Source organism: Methylophaga pinxianii, assembly GCF_020447225.1.
GTDB classification, from domain to species: Bacteria; Pseudomonadota; Gammaproteobacteria; order Nitrosococcales; family Methylophagaceae; genus Methylophaga; species Methylophaga pinxianii.
Map to the genome: position 1 here is coordinate 15,158 of NZ_JAJAEO010000174.1, position 18,038 is coordinate 33,195.

At 45.2% G+C, this 18,038-nt stretch carries 19 protein-coding genes and 1 tRNA gene; 12 read left to right on the top strand and 8 right to left on the bottom strand.

Translation table 11 applies throughout. The features are described 5' to 3' along the window. Positions 1-12 precede the first annotated feature (12 nt). The 6 genes from LGT40_RS09325 to LGT40_RS09350 all read right to left on the bottom strand — a co-directional run bounded on the left by LGT40_RS09325 (position 13) and on the right by LGT40_RS09350 (position 4,878). On the bottom strand, positions 13-432 hold the full coding sequence (locus tag LGT40_RS09325) for a GNAT family N-acetyltransferase (protein WP_226071919.1): 420 nt from the start codon (positions 430-432) through the stop codon (positions 13-15). Next, a complete protein-coding gene (locus LGT40_RS09330; protein WP_226071917.1) occupies positions 429-770 on the bottom strand; it encodes a hypothetical protein in 342 nt (113 codons plus the stop codon). The genes LGT40_RS09325 and LGT40_RS09330 overlap by 4 nt, the downstream gene beginning before the upstream one ends. Beyond that, positions 767-1,171 carry a hypothetical protein gene (locus tag LGT40_RS09335; RefSeq protein ID WP_226071915.1) on the bottom strand — a complete coding sequence of 135 codons (405 nt, stop codon included), beginning with the start codon at positions 1,169-1,171 and terminating at the stop codon, positions 767-769. Before LGT40_RS09335 ends, LGT40_RS09330 begins: the two co-directional genes overlap by 4 nt. Positions 1,172-1,859: 688 nt before the next feature. Beyond that, entirely contained in the window at positions 1,860-2,699 is an 840-nt protein-coding gene (locus LGT40_RS09340; protein ID WP_226071914.1) for a site-specific integrase, read from the bottom strand. Between the two features lie 293 nt (positions 2,700-2,992). Then, positions 2,993-4,612, bottom strand: coding sequence for a site-specific integrase (locus LGT40_RS09345; protein WP_226071913.1), 1,620 nt, complete (start codon positions 4,610-4,612; stop codon positions 2,993-2,995). A 181-nt stretch (positions 4,613-4,793) separates the two neighbouring features. Beyond that, positions 4,794-4,878: transfer RNA gene (locus LGT40_RS09350), tRNA-Leu, on the bottom strand. 127 nt (positions 4,879-5,005) lie between these two features. On the opposite strand from LGT40_RS09350, the gene queA reads away from it, so the two are divergent. The 10 genes from queA to ahpF all read left to right on the top strand — a co-directional run bounded on the left by queA (position 5,006) and on the right by ahpF (position 13,600). Then, positions 5,006-6,037, top strand: a complete 1,032-nt coding sequence (gene queA / locus LGT40_RS09355; RefSeq protein ID WP_226071912.1) for a tRNA preQ1(34) S-adenosylmethionine ribosyltransferase-isomerase QueA — start codon at positions 5,006-5,008, stop codon at positions 6,035-6,037. Next, positions 6,034-6,768 carry an RNA methyltransferase gene (locus LGT40_RS09360; protein WP_226071908.1) on the top strand — a complete coding sequence of 245 codons (735 nt, stop codon included), beginning with the start codon at positions 6,034-6,036 and terminating at the stop codon, positions 6,766-6,768. Before queA ends, LGT40_RS09360 begins: the two co-directional genes overlap by 4 nt. Further along, complete coding sequence (cysE, locus tag LGT40_RS09365; RefSeq protein ID WP_226071906.1) at positions 6,765-7,559, top strand: serine O-acetyltransferase; 795 nt, start codon at positions 6,765-6,767, stop codon at positions 7,557-7,559. Before LGT40_RS09360 ends, cysE begins: the two co-directional genes overlap by 4 nt. Positions 7,560-7,609: 50 nt before the next feature. Further along, on the top strand, positions 7,610-8,068 hold the full coding sequence (locus tag LGT40_RS09370) for an Rrf2 family transcriptional regulator (protein ID WP_226071904.1): 459 nt from the start codon (positions 7,610-7,612) through the stop codon (positions 8,066-8,068). Between the two features lie 18 nt (positions 8,069-8,086). Continuing rightward, positions 8,087-9,229, top strand: coding sequence for a cysteine desulfurase family protein (locus LGT40_RS09375; protein ID WP_226071902.1), 1,143 nt, complete (start codon positions 8,087-8,089; stop codon positions 9,227-9,229). Positions 9,230-9,233: 4 nt separating this feature from the next. After that, entirely contained in the window at positions 9,234-9,566 is a 333-nt protein-coding gene (locus tag LGT40_RS09380) for a HesB/IscA family protein (RefSeq protein ID WP_226071901.1), read from the top strand. Between the two features lie 93 nt (positions 9,567-9,659). Beyond that, the gene (bioA, locus tag LGT40_RS09385; protein ID WP_226071900.1) at positions 9,660-10,964 is read left to right on the top strand and encodes an adenosylmethionine--8-amino-7-oxononanoate transaminase; all 1,305 of its coding nucleotides are present in this window, start codon (positions 9,660-9,662) and stop codon (positions 10,962-10,964) included. 108 nt (positions 10,965-11,072) lie between these two features. Further along, positions 11,073-11,144, top strand: a complete 72-nt coding sequence (pqqA, locus tag LGT40_RS09390) for a pyrroloquinoline quinone precursor peptide PqqA (protein WP_081443609.1) — start codon at positions 11,073-11,075, stop codon at positions 11,142-11,144. Between the two features lie 178 nt (positions 11,145-11,322). Next, a complete protein-coding gene (gene ahpC, locus LGT40_RS09395; protein ID WP_226071898.1) occupies positions 11,323-11,889 on the top strand; it encodes an alkyl hydroperoxide reductase subunit C in 567 nt (188 codons plus the stop codon). 139 nt (positions 11,890-12,028) lie between these two features. Then, on the top strand, positions 12,029-13,600 hold the full coding sequence (gene ahpF / locus LGT40_RS09400; RefSeq protein WP_226071897.1) for an alkyl hydroperoxide reductase subunit F: 1,572 nt from the start codon (positions 12,029-12,031) through the stop codon (positions 13,598-13,600). A 22-nt stretch (positions 13,601-13,622) separates the two neighbouring features. Here ahpF and LGT40_RS09405 read toward each other — a convergent pair whose 3' ends face one another. Both LGT40_RS09405 and LGT40_RS09410 read right to left on the bottom strand, forming a co-directional pair. Beyond that, positions 13,623-14,291, bottom strand: coding sequence for a response regulator (locus LGT40_RS09405; protein WP_226071896.1), 669 nt, complete (start codon positions 14,289-14,291; stop codon positions 13,623-13,625). Then, on the bottom strand, positions 14,281-15,663 hold the full coding sequence (locus LGT40_RS09410; protein ID WP_226071895.1) for a sensor histidine kinase: 1,383 nt from the start codon (positions 15,661-15,663) through the stop codon (positions 14,281-14,283). The genes LGT40_RS09405 and LGT40_RS09410 overlap by 11 nt, the downstream gene beginning before the upstream one ends. A 455-nt stretch (positions 15,664-16,118) precedes the next feature. Between LGT40_RS09410 and LGT40_RS09415 the strand changes: the two genes are divergently transcribed. Next, positions 16,119-17,138, top strand: coding sequence for an AAA family ATPase (locus LGT40_RS09415; RefSeq protein WP_226071894.1), 1,020 nt, complete (start codon positions 16,119-16,121; stop codon positions 17,136-17,138). 12 nt (positions 17,139-17,150) lie between these two features. Beyond that, the gene (locus tag LGT40_RS09420; RefSeq protein WP_226071884.1) at positions 17,151-18,035 is read left to right on the top strand and encodes a DUF58 domain-containing protein; all 885 of its coding nucleotides are present in this window, start codon (positions 17,151-17,153) and stop codon (positions 18,033-18,035) included. Positions 18,036-18,038: the final 3 nt, after the last annotated feature.

Genomic DNA, 18,038 nt, shown 5'->3' on the forward strand with positions numbered 1-18,038 from the left:
CAGTGCTTTTTATCAAAGCAGTTTTCGATAATATTGCGCGGATAGTTCATAGCCGCATTTTTCGTAAAATTGCTGGGCTCTGCGTGTTGTCACACTGATTAGCGCTGAATGTTGTTGTCTTGCTTTTGCTTCAGCGGCCTTTATCAGCGCTGTACCAATCCCATGCCGCCGGTATCTTTCTTTTACGAACAGCTCTTCAATGCGAGCAATATTTCGGGCTGCGTAGAATGCATAATTAACATTGCCATAGAGGTAGCCTGCAGCCGTTTTACCATCGCGTGCTATCAGCAATATGCTGCTATTGTCGCTAAGTACTTGTTTTAAATCGGCGAGAGTATGCTTGCCAGACACAGCAAAACTCATTGATAGTGAGGAGGCCATCTCAAAGACGGCTGTTGCATCACCATGACAGACATCATCAATCGTAATCATGACAATGGGTACCGGAACTTCGGAAGGCCTACTAAACCATTTTCAAGAAGTTTTGATGCTTTGTTAGTGCCTATGCGCCTAGCAAGAATGCCGATAGTTTTGTCATCTGGCCGACCGGGTGCACCATTTAACCGATACAACGGGCCTGTTTCCATTAATGCGAATTTCGCTTTTTCATCGAAATGAAAAATTTTCTCGCTCAAATGTCCGAGACCATTAGCTTCATTAAGCCCAATGAACCGCTCAGCGGTTTTACCGGTTACCTCAGTTTCTATGAGAATGTTCCAATTTGAAAGTGTAATAACCGCTTCATGAAAGCCTCTCATAATGCTCGTCATGGTCCACCCCTGAATTCCAGCCCACATGGCTCACACAGCAATCGGTAGGTTCCATTGCGCTCCATGATTTTGGTGTTGATGTCGCTGCTGCATTGCTCACAAATATGCTGGGCTCTATCGGCATAGCGTTCAATGAAGTGATCGATATTACGGCCAGAGATATTGCAGCGTAGTTGGCAGAATTTAGTTTTTATCGTTCGTACCGACGGGAGTTCAGCTTCTGTTACGCCATCAGCCATCTGGGCATGGGCGACTTGTTCAAGCGCCGCACACAACTCAGACACTAATGGGAGCCAACCGGGCATCACGTCGATATAGATGCATGGCATCCCAGATCCCTGCCGCTGACAATTTCTGAAGATGATCGGATAGTTGTTATAAATTTTTGCAACGCTCAGCATGCCATGTGCCTCCTTTTTTGGGAGACGATAACAACACATTCAAAACCTAATTGCAAGTCTAGAAAAATTACTTAACTTATTGATTTAAATGTATAATATTCATTATATGCTCATCGGGTTTATAGTGGTTACTATATGCTTTAACGAATAAAAGTACCCTGGATTGCAGGTACTGTAGTCAGTGATTGTTGCCATCAATTCGAGGGGCAAAGCATCAATCTTTTTGGTTGATGACGGTTTGATGGTGGTGATATACCCAAATCAGCAAATTAACATTAACTGCATCATTGGAAGCATGGGATTCATAAGCTTGGTGCTTCTCAGCAAATGTTTATTTGGGATGGCCATACTTGTCTAGAAATTCCTCGGCGACTTCGAACCTGCCAGCCGAGCCATTAAAGCTTGATGATTAGTCTGCTCATAATTTTTACGTAGCTAAGCTGTTAACAAAGTTTTTGCGTGATATCTGTACTAACAAGATTCTAAGTCGCTGTTTTAAAACACATTAGCATGCTAATAAATCCAGAGTTTGGCTCTGTTAAAACGTATCAGAATCTAGAGCGGGCGCTTTTTCGGTTTAGACAGCAGGTCATAAGACTCTGACGATCGCGTTTTTGGGTTAGTGGGTATCATTTAAGTCATGGGCTTATGCAAGGATATGTTTCATAAACACCCATGAAGTCTACGTTCAAGATTTTAATGGAGACTGCCGGACCTGAAGCGTTTCGCATGCTAATAACGCTTCTATACCTAATTTTTGGTTTGAAGCTCTTTTGTCACCATAGACATCCACTGAATCATGACTCCTGTGACCCATGATGGCTGCGACCTCACCTCGGCTGAACCGACTATCCTTAAGGTTTGCACCAAGCTGATGTCGATAACTGTACAGTGAAATATGGTGTTTGCGTTTCGGCCAGATCTTTTTTACATGCCTTTGTAATCGGCGCTGAATTCTGCTGATGTCAGATGTTTTGCCAGCTTTCGCATGCGAAATATTCGGTAAAAGTAATGCTAGCGTTCTATAGGCTTCATTAGAAAGTTTCAGCTGTCTGTCGCAACCTCGGATAGCACCGATCTTTTTTGCACTGAATATAGTTATGGTCTGGTTTCGGTTAAGTGATATGTTTTGAATTTCTGCTGGCCGGCAACCCGTGAAATAGACAGTTAATACGGCCGCCAGACATTCAATATCTTTGTGCGCTTTGAGGTGTGCAATCAGCTTTTCATGATCTTCATCAGAAACTGATTTCACCCTGCGTTGTTTGGGCTTTTTAAGATGAGGTGAACAAGACGTCGTCGGATTAACAAGTCCGCGTATTTTGGCTGCTGTTTCAGGGTTGCCTTTATCTTCTGAATACAAAGCTAAGGCCGTTTTTAAACGCCGCCAATAGGCCGGTCGGTATTCGCATGCGACATTGTGGAGCATTTGTGAAACAGTTTTCACTGTTGGTTTACTGTCAATAAATCGGCTTTCCAAAAAATGGTCCGCCAATCGCAGATATTCACGCCGTGTTTTATCTTGCATATGAGTTCCTTCTCATCATGGATATCCAATAAGGGGATGTCCGGGGTCTTTCGCTTGTTACGATAAGGTAGTGTCAATCTCTGAAACGTTTACTCTGTCAGGCCCCACATACTTACTCGGGTAAGTATGTGGGGGAGCTATTTTTATGTAACGTTTTCTCTATGCTCCAAGCATTGATTGAGGCGTCGAAATGGACATCCGCAATAATAGGATATCCCGGTGACAATATATGGGAAGTCCCAACTTGGTTAATCCGTTACTAAGTCAAATTAGGGGTAAAAAATCTACCGCTATCAGCTTTTATTACCTTCAGGATCAGCATTTGATTTTCGGGTGTGTTGATTACCGGTTGGCCGTGTAAATTTCAGTTTGATATCACCTGGAAAAGGCGGTAGTTGTTCGAGCGATGTGGGGAGTTTTATTTTACTAACAGCATCAAGCATGACTTTTAGATTGGGCGAATCATAATGGTTCCGGGCAACGTTATTGCCTTTGTCTTCATTTTTCGTCCAGCCAATGATTTGATTTCTAACGGACTCCTCTAAACCTGCTTGTTTTAAAAGATCTAACAACGTTGCTCGAAATGAATGAAAGGTCTTTTCCTTGGAAAGTGTGTTTTCTCGTACGCCAGTTTCGATAAGCAGTGTTCGGTTAAACCAGTCTTCAAAGCGTTTTGCATAAGTGTTTCTGTGAAAATTACTGAGCTCAGGAAACAGTCTTTTTTGACCAGATCCTGCAACGCGCGACGCAAAAGCTGGCAAGCCTAATTTCTCGAGCAGTGGATGCATCGGCACGACTCTCAAAGAGGCACTGGTTTTCGCAATTTTATCCGGCGAGTTCTCGTTAAAATCGATAACCCAAATATCGTTCTGCTTACGAATATCCTCACAATACAACGAAGCAATTTGCGACATTCGGCTGCCTGTTAGCAGTCCTATTAAAGGGATCCAGTATTTAAATTGCTCATGAAAATAGTTACTGCCATAAGCCATGTGAACTCTGGTCGAAAACATGGCGGTCAGATCGTCGTCGCTAAATGGCTGATGTTTGTTTAATGCTTTTCGTTTGGCTTCTGCACGTGCTTCAACTCCCTTAGCGGCAACGCGGATCTCTTGAAATGGGTTAGCACGTTCTGGGTAAACCTTATCGGCAACTGCTTTGCTGAATAGGGCGCGATAGGTATCCAAATGGTCATTTGCGGTTTTCGCCGTGAGTCTATTGTATTCAGGATTGGCTTGATGGGCCGCTTCAATTGTTTGATTTACCGTCAAAGATGCGTATTTCCGATTCTGTGCAGGAAGTGCAATGATTTTGTCGCGTACATGTCCCGCATGCACAAGGCTAAAATCTGCGATAGGTAAATTGGGATCAATAATGTCAGTCAGGCGGCGCAGGTGCGTCTGTATGTGGGTGTTTAAACTTTGTTTATGTATGACCGCATATTCGCTGGTATAGCGCGCTATAAACTCACCCAGAGTAGTGTCATTCAGCGCATTGATGTGGGGATCTGCGTGTTGTCTGGTAGCAATTTGTGGCGTTGGCGATTCCGCTTGCAGAAATCGTTCTGCCATCGCCAGTAGTAGCTCAGGTGGAACGCCGGCGTCACTAAAAGCCTTGATCGTCTCTGGATCGATGCGCTTGGATGTTTCTGCTCCTTGATTGCCATCTTTATCGGCAAACGTTTTGTTGCTCTTTTCAAAGTTAAAAAGGGGTCCCTTAGGAAATTCCATACCAGCCTTCGCTTTCTCAATCATTTCGTTGACTTTGATAGCACACAGCCATTCAAGATGCAAAGCTTGGAGCTTGTCACGGGTATTGAGCGAGAATTTGATTTCCTTGCGATTTAGCTTGGCTTGAAGGGCTTTGGGGATAGCGCGGCGAAAGTAGAAGATCCCATTTCTTTTGGTGGGCATGATGAGCGACTCCTTAGCAGATTTAAGGGCGTCATCGTTTTGCTGTTGTACCAGTCGCTGTACCAATTTATGTACCAATTTAGCGTTTTTACCCGCACACTGGACCAATTTTGCGGCAGAAATATACCGCTAACTGACTGATATGTTTGAATTATTGAGATTTTGACAAGAAATAGAAATTTGGTACCGAGGGCGAGAATCGAACTCGCACTTCCGAAGAAACCGGATTTTGAATCCGGCGCGTCTACCAGTTCCGCCACCCCGGCAACAAGCCGAGCATTATAACGAGGGCGGTTGGATTATGAAAGCCTGTTTTAATATTTTAATGATAATTTCCTAACTTGGCGTGATTTTACCTAACGAAAAATACGATAGCTCTGCTATGATCTCGCCATGCAACGAACCGACTTTCAATTTGAACTCCCACCGGAGTTAATCGCCCAGTACCCGTCTAAAGATCGAACTGCCAGCCGATTGCTGACACTTGATGGCAATAGTGGAGAATTGGCCGATCGGCAGTTCAGCGATTTTCTGGACCTACTCAACCCCAATGATTTACTGGTGTTTAATAATACCAAGGTGATTCCTGCTCGCTTATTAGGTGAGAAAGAAACAGGCGGTAAGATCGAAGTTTTGATCGAGCGGATTTTGGATGATAAACGCGTTCTGGCACATATTCGGAGCAGTAAATCGCCAGGTGTTGGGCGAATATTAATTCTCGAATCTGAACTTCGTGCCGAAGTCTTAGAACGCCATGATGCCTTATTTGAGCTCCGGTTTGATATTGACTGGGACATCATTGAAGCTCTGGAACAATATGGTCGTCTACCATTGCCTCCCTATATAGAACGCGAAGTAGATAAAAATGATCTGGAACGTTATCAAACGGTCTATGCCAAACATATCGGTGCGGTAGCGGCACCCACAGCGGGTTTACATTTTGATCAGCAATTAATGCAACGTATCCGTGACGCTGGTATTGATCTGACCGAAGTCACATTACATGTTGGAGCCGGTACCTTTCAGCCCGTTCGGGTTGAGGATATACGTACTCATCAGATGCATTCAGAGCGAATTGAAGTGAATGAGTCGGTTGGCGAAAAGGTTCGCCAAACCCGTGAGAAAGGTGGCCGGGTCATCGCTATAGGCACGACGAGTGTCAGAGCCTTGGAGAGTGCTTCGCAGAGTGGGGAAATTGCTTCCTATTCAGGAGAAACAGATATCTTTATTTACCCGGGGTATCAGTTCAGATCGGTCGATGCGATGATAACCAACTTTCATTTATCCGAATCCACGCTCTTAATGTTGGTATCTGCTTTTGCTGGACGGGATCATATTATGTCGGCCTATCAACATGCTATTGAACAACGTTATCGATTTTTCAGTTACGGTGACGCCATGTTTATAACCAGGAAAACGGCATGACGCTTTTAGAAAAAGTTCGCTTTGTTTTAGTAGGCACTACCCATCCAGGTAATATTGGCGCTTCGGCCCGGGCAATGAAAACGATGGGTTTATCGAATTTGCATCTGGTTGCACCAAAGATGTACCCCAATGCTGAAGCGACCGCAAGGGCCTCTGGTGCGGATGATGTACTGGCAAAAGCTATCGTCCATGACACGTTGGAATCCGCTTTAACCGGTTGTCAGCATGTGTTTGGTATGAGTGCCCGTCTTCGCCATTTGGCCGTACCACTCATGAACCCCAGAGAGGCTGCTGTCTCGCTTGAAAAATATGATGACGACACCCATATAGCGATAGTATTCGGTCGCGAACATTCCGGATTATCGAATGATGAACTGGATCTTTGCCATACATTGGTCAATATTCCGGCCAACCCCGATTACAGCTCGTTAAATCTGGCTGCTGCGGTGCAGGTTATGGCCTATGAATTACGTATGAGCTTTAATCCCACGATAGAGCGAGGCCGTATCGGCGAAGAACGAGAAGCGATCCATGCTGAAGATCTGGTGCATCTATATGACCATTTTGAACGCAGCCTGACGACCATTGGCTTTTTGGATCCGAACAATCCACGTTATTTAATGCGGCGAATTCGTCGATTATTTAACCGCGCTGATCTTGATCGAAATGAAGTTCAGATTTTGCATGGCATTTTGCGTGCAGCAGAAACCAAAGCGAGGAGTTCAAAATGAACGACCAACTACATGTGACCCGCTGGCAGCGTTTTAAAGAAGATATCTACTGCGTTTTTGACAGAGATCCGGCGGCGCGCAATGTATTTGAGATCGTCACTACCTATCCAGGCGTTCATGCATTGACTCTGCATCGATTTAGTCATTGGTTATGGAAAAAAGGCTGGATGTGGCTAGCCCGTTTTATGTCAACTATAGGTCGTTGGCTGACGGGCATTGAAATTCATCCGGGAGCCAAAATTGGTCGCCGGTTTTTCATTGACCATGGCATGGGGGTCGTGATTGGTGAAACCGCCGAAATTGGTGATGATTGCACGTTATATCACGGTGTGACACTGGGCGGAACATCCTGGAAAGGTGGGAAACGTCATCCGACGTTAACCAATAATGTGGTTGTCGGCGCTGGGGCAAAAGTGTTGGGTCCAATCACTGTGCATGAAGGTGCTCGTATTGGTTCCAATGCTGTAGTGGTCAAAGATGTGGCGGCCAATGAAACTGTTGTTGGAATTCCTGGGCGAGTGGTGAGAAGTCAGAAAAACCCTGATAAAAAAGCACAGGAAAAATTGGCCCAATCGGTCGGTTTTGATGCTTACGGTACTTCAACACAAACGCCGGATCCAGTAGCATCCGCCATCCATGGATTGATTGAACATATTCATCTGATGGAAAAGCGCATGGATGCCATGTGCCAGACAATTCACCGGCTCGGTGGGGAAATACCTGACGTATCCATGCCGGAACTCGAAGGCTGTGAGCTGGATAAAGATAACGATTCTGCTAAAGTTGACTAAAATAGTCGGGTATGAAAAACTAGCAAAATAGTTTGTGATGGGAAATCAATATGCGCTTAACGACGAAAGGTCGCTATGCTGTAACAGCAATGCTCGATTTAAGTCTCAATTATGGTGTCGGCGCGATAACGCTTGCTGATATTTCGGAGCGTCAGGGAATTTCACTTTCCTATTTAGAACAGTTATTTGCCAGATTACGTAAACAGGGCTTGGTCAGCAGTTCACGTGGGCCCGGAGGCGGCTACCGGCTAAGTCGTTCGGCGACCGAAATTACAGTATTAGATGTGATTTCAGCCGTCGATGAAAAAGTAGATAGTACGCAATGTCAGGGCAAACATAATTGTCATGCAGATGAGCAATGTGTCAGTCATGAGCTATGGCAAAGTCTGAGTGATCAAATTCGAGTTTATCTCGCGGGGATCACCTTGCACCATGTCGTAAATGACTATGAACGTAATCTGAATAATCGTAATAGCAGTGAAAAAGTCATCAAATTTGATGCTTTTTAGATCTCGCTACCAAGTCTTATGTCTTTCGCTTATCTAGATCATAACGCCGGCACCGGATTGGCTGATGGTGTTTTGGAAGCCATGTTGCCGTATCTCAAACAGCAGCAGGGTAATCCGTCCAGTACGCATCGTTTTGGTCGATATACTCATGCGGCAATTGATCAAGCCCGACAGCAAGTCGCGGAGTTGGTCAATGTTGCCAGTGAACAGATCATTTTTACCAGTGGCGGTACCGAGTCGAATAATCAGGCTCTTAGCGGGGTGGCCGAACTGTTTGACTCAGGTCGAGTATTAATTGGCAGTACTGAGCATCCAGCAGTATTAGAACCGGCAAAACGGCTTGAAAAACAGGGGTTTGAAGTATTATTTATCCCGGTCAATGCGGATGGGCTCATCAATATTGAAATATTTGAAACCCTGCTAACCGACGATACCAGACTGGTATCTGTTATGTGGGCCAATAATGAAACGGGTGTAGTACAAAATATTGCTCAGTTAACTGAACTGACAAAGCAACGCAATATTGTATTTCATTGTGATGCAGTACAGGCGGCTGGCAAACTGGATATTGATTTTCAAGCTGCCGGTATACAAATGATGAGTCTGTCAGCGCATAAATTCGGCGGCCCAAAAGGTATCGGTGCTTTGATACTTGATAAAAGTCTCGACTGGCCTGCTTATGTGTTGGGTGGTGGTCAGGAACATGGAAAACGAAGTGGAACGGAAAACGTTGCAGCGATTGTGGGCTTTGGTGTTGCAGCAAAATACGCCAAGCAGCAATTAACGCATTATCAGCAATATTGTCATGAATTAAGAAACCTGCTGGAAATTCGGTTAGGTAAAATTCCCGGAATCACGATTTTTGCCCAATCAACTGAACGTTTGCCTAATACGGTATTTTTTTCGTTACAGGGGTTTGATTCAGACACCTTATTGATGTCTTTGGACCGTAAAGGATTTTCTGTCGCTAGTGGTTCAGCCTGTGGTACAGGAAGACAAATGCCCAGCCATGTGCTTAAAGCCATGGGAATTGATGACATGACTGCTCTTGGGGCTGTCAGGGTCAGTGTTTCATTGGAAAACACGACAGAACAAATTGAACAGCTGGCGGTCTTAATTGAGAAAGAAGCCAGTCGTTTTAATCATTTAATGAATAGGTAATAAAATGACAACAATTACATTGACACAATCAGCAGTTAAGCGTGTTCGCGATATGGTTGCCAAACGTGACAATGGTATTGGATTACGCATCGGTGTGGTCAAGAGCGGATGTTCCGGTTACAGCTATGCGCTGGATTATGCCGATGCTGTGGCGGCCAACGATATGATTATTGAGCAAGACGACGTCAAGGTCGTGGTGGATAAAGACAGTTTACCCATGTTGGAAGGTATGATTCTGGATTTTGTCCGAGAAGGGCTAAATCAGAGTTTTAAATTCAGAAACCCGAATGTCACCTCGGAATGTGGTTGTGGTGAGAGCTTTAGCGTCACCAAATAGACTGATCTCTCTGTCTCTTTCCAACTGCCCGTTAAGGTTTTAACGGGCAGTTTTGTTTTTACCTGGCTTGTAAGCTTTGATTGAATTTCTTCCATGACCGAACTTAGTAATCTGCAATTTGATGCTCAACATCTGTGGCATCCCTACAGTAGCGTACAAAATCCGCCACTTTTACATGAAGTTGTTTCGGCAAAAGGCGTGTATTTAACCCTCGCAGATGGCCGTCAAATCATTGATGGTATGTCTTCATGGTGGTCGGCCATCCATGGCTATGGGCACCCGCGGCTCAATGCAGCAGCCAAAGATCAGCTCGATAAAATGTCGCATGTCATGTTTGGTGGGCTGACTCATGACCCGGCAGTCAGTTTAGCGCGGCGATTAATCGATATTACTGATGATGCGCTGCAATATGTTTTTCTGGCGGACTCCGGTTCAGTGTCTGTTGAAGTCGCGATTAAAATGGCCATTCAGTATTGGTTCGCCCAGGGCAAAACTGACAAACAAAAACTGCTGTCACTGAGAAGCGGCTATCACGGTGATACCTTCGGGGCGATGGCGGTTTGTGATCCGGTCAATGGTATGCATTCTCAATTTGCCAAAGTACTGCCTCAACATCTATTTGCAGCGGCACCAACCTGCCGTGATGATGATGACTGGAAGGATAGTGATATCGCCGAAATGCGGACGCTCATCAAGGCCAACCATGACCAACTGGCCGCTGTAATCGTTGAACCAATGGTGCAAGGCGCTGGTGGTATGCGGTTTTATTGTGCCCGATATCTGCGTGAACTGCGTACGCTTTGTGACCAACACAATGTATTACTGATTTTTGACGAAATCGCGACGGGTTTCGGCCGCACTGGTCATCTTTTTGCCTATGAGGCGGCTGCCGTTGTACCGGATATATTATGTTTAGGTAAGGCTTTAACGGGCGGGTATATGACATTGGCTGCAACTTTATGCCAGACCCGTGTGGCGCAGGGCATTTCGGCTGATGGGCAAGGCGTATTAATGCACGGCCCGACGTTTATGGGGAATCCGCTTGCCTGCCGGGTGGCCTGTGAAAGTATTGATGTATTAATTGAATCAGATTGGCAGCAACAAGTTTTGTCAATTGAATCGCAACTTACTGATGAGCTGCATGGATTAACTTCCCATCCCTCCGTCAAAGAAGTACGGGTAAAAGGCGCTATCGGCGTAGTGGAATTGAACCAGTCGCTGGATGGATTAATGGATTGGTTACCCGGATTTATTGTTGATCAGGGAGTGTGGATAAGACCCTTTCGTTCAATGATTTATGTGATGCCACCTTATATCATTAGTACAGAACAGCTAACCCTGCTAACCAATGCGATTAAGGCCATTGTTGATAAGATTGAGGATTCAGGAAAATCCTGAGCCTAATCAAGATTAACTCTTATAGTGTTCTGTTTTTTGCGGCGTAATATCTTCTCACGTTATCCAGAAAAGCGGATAGCGATTACTTAAACAGAAGGAGAAATGATTATGTGGACTAAACCAGAATATTCAGATATGCGTTTCGGTTTTGAAGTAACAATGTACATTTGCAACCGTTAATAGCGGTCTAAAATGTGCTTGAAAAGCCTCTGGGGTTCGACTCCAGGGGCTTTTTTTATAATGGCGGGTTTAATATCGGATATTCCGATTATATTAATAGAATTAAGTTGTTTGACCGTTGTATAGCCGAACCATAGAATATCCACTGTCGCTTTTGACAATCAACAAGGAGTAGACCATGTCGACATTGATCAACACTACTGTTAAACCGTTTAAAACTACTGCATTTCATAAAGGTGAGTTCGTTCCTGTGACGGATGCCGATCTGAAAGGCAAGTGGTCTGTAGTTTTCTTTTATCCAGCTGATTTTACTTTTGTCTGTCCAACTGAATTGGGCGACTTAGCTGATCACTATGCAAAACTGCAAGAAATGGGCGTTGAAGTATATTCAGTTTCTACTGATACCCACTTTACCCACAAAGCTTGGCACGATGCTTCAGAAACCATTAAAAAAATTAACTTCCCTATGTTAGGCGATGCTACAGGTACGATCAGCCGTAACTTCGAAGTGATGATTGAAGAAGAAGGGCTGGCTCTGCGTGGTACGTTTGTTATTGATCCTGAAGGTGTGATTAAAGTATGCGAAGTCCACGATCTGGGTATTGGACGTAGTGCAAAAGAACTGGTTCGTAAAATCCAAGCTGCTCAATATGTTGCTTCACATGATGGTGAGGTTTGCCCAGCTTCTTGGCAGCCAGGTGAAGAAACCTTGTCACCATCTCTGGATTTGGTTGGCAAAATCTAAAGAAAATCGGATGCAAGTAATCGTTTAACTAAATGATTATTTCTCACGAAATTCTTGATCCGTTGGATCTTGTGTGTCCGGGCTAACCAGCCCGGACAACACCCAAACATTAATAGAATTTTAGACAGGCAGGTGCCTTATGTTGGATGCAAACATTGCTTCACAGTTAAAAACTTATCTGCAGAATCTGCAACGCCCGGTTGAGATCATTGCGTCACTTGATGATGGCAAAAAGTCTCAGGAAATGCGCGAGTTGCTGGTGGAAATTGCCGATATGTCTGACAAAGTCAGCTTCTCTGATGCCGATAATGATGCACGTAAACCATCATTTCGTATCAAGCAGCCTGAAGGTCAGGAGCAAATCCGTTTTGCCGGTATTCCAATGGGCCATGAGTTTACTTCACTGGTATTAGCATTACTGCATACCGGTGGGCATCCAATGAAGACTGAGCCTGAAACGATTGAGCAAATCAAACAGCTCGACGGCGAGTTTGTTTTTGAAACCTATATTTCATTGTCCTGCCAGAACTGCCCTGAGGTTGTACAAGCTTTGAACCTGATGGCTGTGCTGAATCCAAATATTCATCACACCATGATTGATGGAGCACTGTATCCTGAAGAGGTGGAAGCACGCCAAATCATGGCCGTACCAACGGTTTACCTTAATGGTGAGGTTTTTGGGCAAGGTCGGATGGGACTGACAGAAATTATTGGCAAACTGGATTCCGGCTCAATCAAACGCGAAGCCGAAAAAATCAATCAACGCGCTCCTTACGATGTGCTGATAGTTGGGGGCGGACCAGCAGGGGCTTCGGCATCAATTTATGCCTCACGTAAAGGGATCCGCACCGGTATCGTGGCCGAACGCTTTGGTGGGCAGGTGATGGATACCCTGGCGATTGAAAACTTTATTTCTGTGAAAGAGACAGAAGGTCCAAAACTGGTCGCTGCACTTGAAGAACATGTAAAAGAATATGAAGTAGACGTGATGAAGTTGCAACGTGCGACTAAATTACGCCAGAAAGACAAGATGCTCGAAGTGGAGTTGGAGAGCGGTGCCAAACTAACCAGTAAGACTATTATTATTGCTACCGGTGCTCGCTGGCGTGAGCTTGGCGTGCAAGGCGAGGCAGAATACCGTGGACATGGTGTGGCTTATTGCCCGCATTGTGATGGTCCGTTATTCAAAGGTAAACATGTTGCCGTCATAGGTGGTGGTAACTCAGGTGTTGAAGCGGCTATCGATCTGGCTGGTATTGTTGGGCATGTAACATTGCTGGAATATGCTGACCAATTGAAAGCTGATGCGGTATTGCAGAAGAAATTGCATAGTCTGAATAATGTGACTGTGATTATTGGTGCGCAAACCACAGAAGTGACGGGTGATGGCAAGAAAGTAAATGGTCTCAACTATAAAGACCGTGCCACTGAGGAATCGCACCATATCGAATTGGCCGGGGTGTTTGTACAGATTGGTTTATTGCCAAATACCGACTGGTTAAAAGACACCTTAACGTTGAGCAAATACGGTGAGATTGAAATTGATTCTCACGGTGCTACCTCAATGCCGGGGGTGTTTGCAGCCGGTGACGTGACGACCATTCCTTACAAACAGATCATTATGGCAATGGGTGAAGGCGCCAGGGCGGCATTAGGTGCCTTTGATTATCTCATCCGTAATGAGTTTGATGACAAGGATAAAGCAGCTTAAGACTTTTTTGATTCATCCGGATTCATTCCGCCTCGTCAATCAAATCGCGCAAGTTTAACAACTTCATGCGTATGGCGAGGCGGGTGAGTTCAATATCCGAATTCACCTCTAATTTGCGTTTAATAATGTAATGCGAATTCGAGACGGTTTTTGGACTGATATTCAGAATGTCAGCTATCTGCTGATTGTTTTTGGCTTCCAGTAACAATCGCAAAATCTCAAATTCTCTGACTGTTAAGTCATCTAATCGGGCCTTATCTTGTCCCAGTTTTTCCAATGCCAACGCTTGAGCTACATCAGGGCTCAGACTGAGTTTATTTTCATAAACCTGATAAATGCCATGTATTAGCAAGGCCGGATCACTGCTTTTGGTGATATAGCCTAAAGCCCCAGCGCGAATTGCCTGCAAGGCAAAGCTGGGATTCTGATGCATGCTGAACACCAGAATACGTGCTTGCCCATCGTATTGTCTGATGCGAGAGATAGCTTCCAGACCGCTTTGACCTGGCATTGAAATATCCATGATCACGACATCCGGCTGGAAGGTTTTATAATTTTGATAGGCTTCTGCCGCATCACGTGCATCCGCGATCACCGATATATTAGGTTGCTTTTGCAACAATGAACGGTAACCTTCACGCACAATTGCATGATCATCGACCAACAGAATTTGAATCGACTTATCCGACATGAGGCTGCTCCAGTATTGCTGCTGAGGAAGGAGTGACCGGTAAAGTAATCAACAGTTTCAATCCGCCGGTTTTTTGAATATCCATGTTGATTTTGCCACCCAAAGCATTGACGCGTTCTGATATTCCTAACAATCCTACGCCCATATGTTGGGTAAGATTGTCACGTTTGGCTTTGCCATTATCTTCAACCTGCAGGATAACCAGCTCTGGAGCCACATAGTTCAATTGGATATACGCTTCACGGGCATCTGCATGTTTGGCAATGTTGGTCAGAGACTCCTGCACTATTCGATACAAGTTTACAGGCAGGGGTTCTGGCAGAGAATCCACGCCCTCATCAATATGCAGATTAAACCGGGTTTCTCCTCCTGTGCGTTGATTCCAGCTCTTGATCAGTTTTTCCAGACTTCGCGTCAAACCGAGTTCATCGACATCGGCGGGTCGTAAACGGGTTAATAATCCACGCAAAGCTGACATCATATGCGCGGTAATATGACTGATACCTTCCGTTTCGCTAATGATGGAAGGGCAATCCTTACGTGCAGTCTGACTGATGGAGGTTGTTAACGCATTAATCCCAGCCAGACATTGACCAAATTCATCGTGCAGTTCCCGGCTGATAAACCGATGCTCTTCTTCTTGAGCATTAATCAGTTTCAACGCGAGTAAGCGATTTTCATCCATGATTTGTTGCTGGGTGGATGCCAGGGCGTTAATGGCTTCACTGGTGCGTCGCCATTCGCCGATATCAAAACTGGGAATGCGCGTTTGTAATTCTCCCTGTTGCATTTTTTCCAGACCTCGCACGATTAGTTGCGCCGGTCTGAGCATACGGTGAATGGTCATAAACACTAATAGCGAAACAGCCAGAATACTCATTGACAAAATGCCGATGACAGCCCGCAAATTACTCCACGCCCGGGCAATTTCAGTTTCCATATTCAGCGACACTAAAATATTGCCATAGGTAATCGCATTAAATGAAAACCGACGTGAGGCTTCGTAATCGGGTTGAAAAAATTGTTGATACAACTCGCCAAACCACCCTGGCCAGCGGGTTTCATCATGCACAACTTCATTACACAGACTGCGACGGCGACTTTCTGTTCGGGATAAAAACTGCACACACGAGCCTGGTACGCCATTAAGTTGCTGCAAAATATTGGTATCTGGAAAGGCGACTGAATAATCGTAGCGTGAGAACATCTTAAGTAGCTGTTGCGTCAGTTGTTTTTCGATACGTAAAGCAGTCAGATCAGCTTCCAGTTTGGCTTGTTGATCCGTTTGATAAAGCACATAGCCTGCGCTTACTACCAAACACACAAAGCCTATCAGCATGATTCTGAAGAAAAGCTGGAGTCTGAGATTCATGGTTTATCCATCTTTATAATCGTTATAGTCTAGGCTCAGAGATAAGCTCTGCAAAGCAGCGGGATGACTAACGGGATATTTGCCCGATGTCCATGGGCAAATATCTGATGTATAAATCTGGCTTTCGCGCTTTAATGGCTGTCATAAGGTATTTGGATAGTGAACCTGGCTTGATATTTAGCCGCTTGATAGCGATGTAATTTGAATGAATGGTGCAGCTGGTTGGTTTCACAATTTGGTATTCAGTGATAAATTCCTGCAAGAACTCTTCGTTGCCTCATGATCGTGAACGGGTACAGGTCACGGTGAATTTGTAAATATCTGGGATTTTTCGGCTTTTACTGTCAGGCTAGCACTGAGACCGGTGGTTAAGGATGTTCAGAAACAGCCTTAACTTAAGAAATATTTTTTACGTCATACTGAAAATAAAAATTACCTATTAAAGGGGAGAGAGAATGTCGGATAAGCAGCAATTAGCTACTGCGCGTGAGCATGCGTTGGCACTGGAAAAGGTAGTCAATAATGTGGTGATTGGTCAGCAACAGGCGATTCGTTTGATTCTGATTGCACTGCATGCTCGTGGCCATGTCTTGCTCGAAGGTGGTGTCGGGGTTGGGAAAACCACCCTGTTACGTGCTTTTTCAAAAGCATTGGGCGGCGCCTTTGGTCGGATTGAGGGTAGTGTTGATCTGATGCCAAACGATCTGCTTTACAGTGCCTGGGTAAATGCGGATGGTAAACCGGTTATCGAACCTGGTCCGTTGATTGCCAAAGGTGAAGAAACAGCTGTGTTTTTCTTCAATGAAATAAACCGTGCCCGTCCTCAGGTTCAATCGTTATTGTTGAGAGCAATGGCCGAGCGCAGCGCTGAAGCGTTTGGTAAAGAGTACCGTTTCCCGCACATGATCGTGTTTGCAGATCGCAATGCGGTGGAAAAAGAAGAAACCTTTGAACTCAGTGCTGCTGCGCGCGATCGTTTTCTGTTCGAGATTAATATCAGTCGCCCGCTGGAAGACGAACAGCGCCGCAAATTGATTTTTGATCCGGCGTTCCATGATGTTGATGCTTTATTGAGTTCAATTGGTGATCCACTGTTGAACTATCGAGATCTCAATGCGTTGGATCGGGATATTCAGAGCAGCGTCTATGTTTCTCCGGAAATTGAAAACTATGTGGTTCGTCTGTGGGATGCCAGTTGGGAACCTCATAAACTCGGCATTACCTTGCCCGATGTTTATGTGGAAGACTTGGTGGTTGCCGGTGCCAGTGTTCGTGGTATGTCAGCGATGGTTCGTGCGGCCAAGGTCTGTGCCTGGCTGGAAGGACGTGATCACGTCATGCCGGATGATATTCATTTTGTATTACTGCCGTCATTGACGCATCGTGTATTTCTGTCACCGGTATATGATGGCCGTCGTGAGCAGTTGATGCCGCAGTTTGTTCAGGCGTTACGCGACCATATCGCTACGCCGTAAGCGGGCCTCATTATGAAGCCTATTCAACCTCAGGAATTTAGCTACCGCTTTCCGGATAAGGTGTTTGGTCATGTGCCGGGTGCACATAACGGCACCGCAATGGGAAGTGGTGACCGTTTTGCTGGTTTTGCTGATTTGTTTGATTATCCTGATCCACGACGTCTGGATGTTCGAGCCAGTTTGCGCACCAATATTGCCGATTCAGCTATAGGAAATCAGGAACGCTGGTTAGTAAGACGTTATCAGCAACGCTCATCCATTACCTTATGGTTACTGGCTGATTTAAGTCGATCGATGTCGGTTTCCAGTGTCAGTAATGAACGTGTGGCTCGTCTGGCACATATGATCGCTCATAGCTCGATTGGTTTTGGGGACCGGTTTGCCATGGCAGGTTTTGATGCGGTATGGCGTAAAGATGTCTCAGTGATGCCCACCAGACAACGCAGTATGCCTGCCGTTGCAGCCGAAAAGATTATTCAGGCGGCGGCACCCTCAGCACCCGGAGCCGAGGGATTGTTTGATGCTGCCGATTTAATTACCAGTCCCAAAGCGATGGTTTTTCTGGCATCTGATTTCTGCTGTGATATTGATTTGGTGGATCGTACCTTAAGAAAATTGGCACATTACACCGTCATACCTATCGTTTGGCAACATGATGAAGTGGATCATTTACCTTCGCACGCCGGCTGGACCGAAACGCGTGATTCGGAAACCGGTAAGCGTCATAGCGTTTGGATTCGCCCGGGCATCAAAAAACGCTGGCAGCAACAATTGGATGAACATTTTGAGAAATTGACGGCCTGTTTTATGCGTTATCGCGTCAAGCCGCTTTTTGTCTCTGGAGAGGTCACACCACATCAGTTGACACAGTATTTCTCCGCCATGAAAAAATCATAGGAA